Source organism: candidate division WOR-3 bacterium (genome assembly GCA_016926475.1).
GTDB lineage: Bacteria > SDB-A > SDB-A > SDB-A > SDB-A > JAFGIG01.
Window position 1 is genome coordinate 1 of sequence record JAFGON010000026.1, and the last position, 3,638, is coordinate 3,638.

Below are 3,638 nucleotides of genomic sequence, written 5' to 3' on the forward strand. Positions count from 1 at the left end.
ATAGCTCCGGGTTCAAGAGCGAGAGAGTGATTTTTCTCTATCGTGCTGAAACCGGCTATTCCCGGCAGAAAAGATTTTCTTCCGCCGGTGAAACCCGCGAAATAATGTGGCTCCACGGAATTTATAGCAAGAACGGCATCAAAATCGCCCAAAACTCTGTTGAGATATATTTCATTGCCGAAAACGGATACGCCGAAAAATTTCAAGGATTGAGGATCCTTGGATTCATGGAAAATTATCTCCCTTGGTTTGAATTTACCCAATATCCTATTCAACTGATCCTCTGAAGGATTTTTGTGAGTTCCAGAGGCTATGATGACGGAGGATATTTTTTGGATGTATGGGTCTTTTGCCAAAACATCGAGAATTTCAGCCGTCGGAGTGTTTCTTTCCTGGTCGTTTACCACGATGAGAAGTTTTGTGAAGCTTCCTAACTTGTCTTTTAAAGTTTCAACCTTTTCGGTCCATTTGTTGTTGGGAATAACCGAATCCAGACCAATTTCGAGATTTACATTTTCCGATTTATTTTGAAAATCCGACAACTTTACCTCCCGGAGTCTTTTCAAGAAGCCCCTTCGCTTCAAGGTCCGCAATTATGACAAGAGCTTTTTTAACTGGAATACCTGCTTTTTCGACGAGAAGAGGTATGGAAATTTCATTTACGGCTTCAGACAAAATTGTCTTTTCTTCCTTGGTAAGTTTTAAAACAGGTCTGTTGTCGTCTGGTTTAAAGCCGGCAAGAACCGCCAATTCTTCGACGGACTCAAAGTATCCGCATCCCGATTCAATCAAGTGCCTGGGCAGTTGCGACTGAGGAAAATCTCTTTTGGAATTCCATGCGAAAACATCTTTGCCTTGATCCGCTGCGGATTCGATCAGGCTTCTCGTTCCGCTTTTCATAGTGGCTTCAACTAAAAGCACTATGTCCGAAACAGAAGCGATGAACGAATTCGCTGTTTTGAAATCAGAAGCGAAAACATTCCGACTTTTCGACGGAGGCAGAAGCCATATCAAAACACCTCCGGAAAGAGTGATTTTTCTGGCTAATTCAAACTGACAGCGAGGATAGATATCACCCACAGCGCAGGGTATGACAGCTATACCTGGAAAAGGTTTCTTCAAGAGTGCTTTTTGAACGCACGAAGAAATCCCCAGAGAAAGGTCCGAAATCACCCTGTAACCGTTTGATGAAAGATAAAGAGCTGCTTTCATCGCGATTGTCCTACCTTGATCAGTCGGTCTTCTTGTGCCTACTACAGCCGCAATTTTATCTTTGTTGTTTGTTTTATTCCCTTTATAAAAATAGACAGGGAAAAATTCTACTTTCCTGACATCACCCTCACCAAAACAGGCAATGGAAATCCCGTTTTCATGCAGACCGTTGAACTTAGATGAAATTTTTCCGGAGTTGAGCGCTTTTTTGAAAGATCCGCAGTCTTCTGTCTTTCTGCATATTTCAGACCATTCGTTTTTATTATAGAACCTGTCGATATAACGGATATCCAATCAGGTCGCCTCTTTAAATGCCATGTACGAATTGATTTCTTCGTAAAGATCTTCATGATTTTTCAAAAGCCATTTCATCAAATGATCTACAAAAGAAGGCTCCGCGTTTTCAAGATACTCGACAGCGAACCTCTCCGGGTTTTTCCTGATTATTTTTTCTATGGCTTTTGCGGCTTCTTCAGCCACCGTGATGTTTTTTGATTCCAGATTTTCATAGATCAAAGTCACGCTTCTCGGTTCTCCAATTAGGCCAAGAGCGAAGCACGCGCTCGATTTGAGGTACCAGACACCATCTTTCATTACGTCTAGTATCAACTGAACAGCTTCATCTGATCCTTTTTTCCCCAAAGCTTCTGCCGCGGCAAGGCGCACGTTCCAACTTTCGTCTCCGAGAGCTTCAACCAGATTTTTCATTGAACTAAGAGAATCGCTTTCTGCGTAAAGTTTGACGTTTTCAATCCTCTCCTTCAAATTGTCGGACTTCAACTCGCCGGTCGCTATCAAAGGAGCTTCTATAATGTTTTTATCTTCCGGCATCAATGACCTCCTGTGCCTGTTATTTCCTTGTATATCTGCATTATTCTTTCCAAAAGCTTGTCGATGTTCAGTCGCATGAGGGCTGAAACATAGACAATATCCTCTTCGATGTCAAGTCCTGGGTTTTGGTCTAAAAGATCGATTTTGTTTACCACGACAAGTTTGTTTTTTTCAAAAAGTCTATTGTCAAAATTTTTTATTTCTTCCGAGAGAACATTAAAATCATTCAAAAGGTCTTTGCCTGTTCCGTCGAGAATAAAAAGAAGAATTCTCGTCCTCGAAATATGCCTTAAAAACTCAAGCCCAAGACCTTTGCCCAGATGCGCATCTTTTACAATTCCCGGAATGTCAGCGAAGCTTATTCTAAATCCCCTTAGATCTTCGTATATCCCGAGATTAGGGATCAAAGTCGTAAAGGGATAGTTGGCTATCTTCGGTTTAGCGCTTGAAAGAGCGGATAACAATGTCGATTTACCCGCGTTAGGAAAACCAATAAAACCGACATCCGCGATGAGATTCAACTCAAGAGATATTTTCATCGTGGCGCCAGGTTTACCCCTGGTGAATTCAAAAGGTACTTGGTTTGTCGAAGATTTAAAATTCGTGTTCCCCAATCCCCCTCTCCCACCTTTTAAAATCAAGAATCTGTCCTGGGGATTTACTACATCGCAAATCAACTCTTCACCCGGAAGGGTTTTAACCAACGTTCCAAGAGGCACTTTTATTATCAAGTCCTTACCGTCTGCTCCGTGTTGTTTGCGTTTTTTACCTTCAATACCGTCACCTGCTTTTAGGTATTTTTTATATTTGAAATCCCTTAACGTGCTCATCTTGGCGTCCCCTTCGATGATTACATCACCGCCTTTTCCTCCGTCTCCCCCGTCAGGTCCGCCTCTGGGGACGTATTTCTCCCTGCGGAAACTCGCTATTCCATTTCCCCCTTTTCCGCTCGAGATTTCAACAATCGCTTTATCTATAAATTGCATGTGGGTTAATCGAGTTGGCTGAGCCCTTTTTTAAGCCTTCCAATCCCTTTGCGGATATCTTCTTCCGACGCCGCGTATGAGATTCTCAGAGCTTTGTCGTCGCCAAAAGCATGGCCAGGAACCAGGGCTACATGATGCTCTTTGAGAAGATAAGAAGCCAATTCGTCGCTGGACAAAACGGGGGTTGATTTCCATTTTTTTCCTATGTAATCCGAGATATCAAGCCAAGCGAAAAACGCGCCTTCAAGAGGAGCAATTTTCAAAGACGGCATGTCTGAAAGCATATTTTTCAGTACATCCCTTCTCTTCTGGTATTCGTTTCTCATCGTTTCAACGCAACCAAAACCCGCTTTCATGGCTTCAAGAGATGCTTTTTGAGACACTGAAGAAGCGCATGAAATAGTGTGAGAAGAAATTTTGGCGGCGGCTCCCGCAATATCCTCTTCGGCGATAAGCCAACCCAACCTCCAGCCTGTCATGGCAAAAGTTTTGGAAACTCCGTTGACTATTATCGTTCTTTTCATTGCTTCCTCGGATACGTTGGCAAAAGAGTAATGTTTTCTACCGTCAAAAATTATCTGATCGTATATCTCATCAGAGATCACCAAT

General features: G+C 42.6%; 5 protein-coding genes. All 5 read right to left on the reverse strand.

Annotated elements, in window-relative coordinates:
• Window positions 1-542: DUF2088 domain-containing protein (locus tag JXA84_02555; protein ID MBN1150084.1), on the reverse strand; the 542-nt coding region annotated here is incomplete at its 3' end.
• Complete coding sequence (locus JXA84_02560) at window positions 523-1,506, reverse strand: DNA-processing protein DprA (protein MBN1150085.1); 984 nt, start codon at window positions 1,504-1,506, stop codon at window positions 523-525. The genes JXA84_02555 and JXA84_02560, both read right to left, overlap by 20 nt.
• Window positions 1,507-2,043: a HEAT repeat domain-containing protein gene (locus tag JXA84_02565; GenBank protein ID MBN1150086.1), complete on the reverse strand. Its 537-nt coding sequence runs from the start codon at window positions 2,041-2,043 to the stop codon at window positions 1,507-1,509. It abuts the gene before it with no gap.
• Entirely contained in the window at window positions 2,043-3,029 is a 987-nt protein-coding gene (gene obgE, locus JXA84_02570) for a GTPase ObgE (protein ID MBN1150087.1), read from the reverse strand. Before obgE ends, JXA84_02565 begins: the two co-directional genes overlap by 1 nt.
• A gap of 5 nt (window positions 3,030-3,034) precedes the next feature.
• Window positions 3,035-3,638 (reverse strand): aminotransferase class I/II-fold pyridoxal phosphate-dependent enzyme (locus JXA84_02575; protein ID MBN1150088.1); only part of this gene is annotated, 604 nt, incomplete at its 5' end.

Excerpts from the sequence above, each read along its gene's own strand:
- obgE (MBN1150087.1), bottom strand. The coding sequence starts at position 3,029 with ATGCAATTTATAGATAAAGCGATTGTTGAAATCTCGAGCGGAAAAGGG.
- JXA84_02565 (MBN1150086.1), bottom strand. The coding sequence starts at position 2,043 with ATGCCGGAAGATAAAAACATTATAGAAGCTCCTTTGATAGCGACCGGC.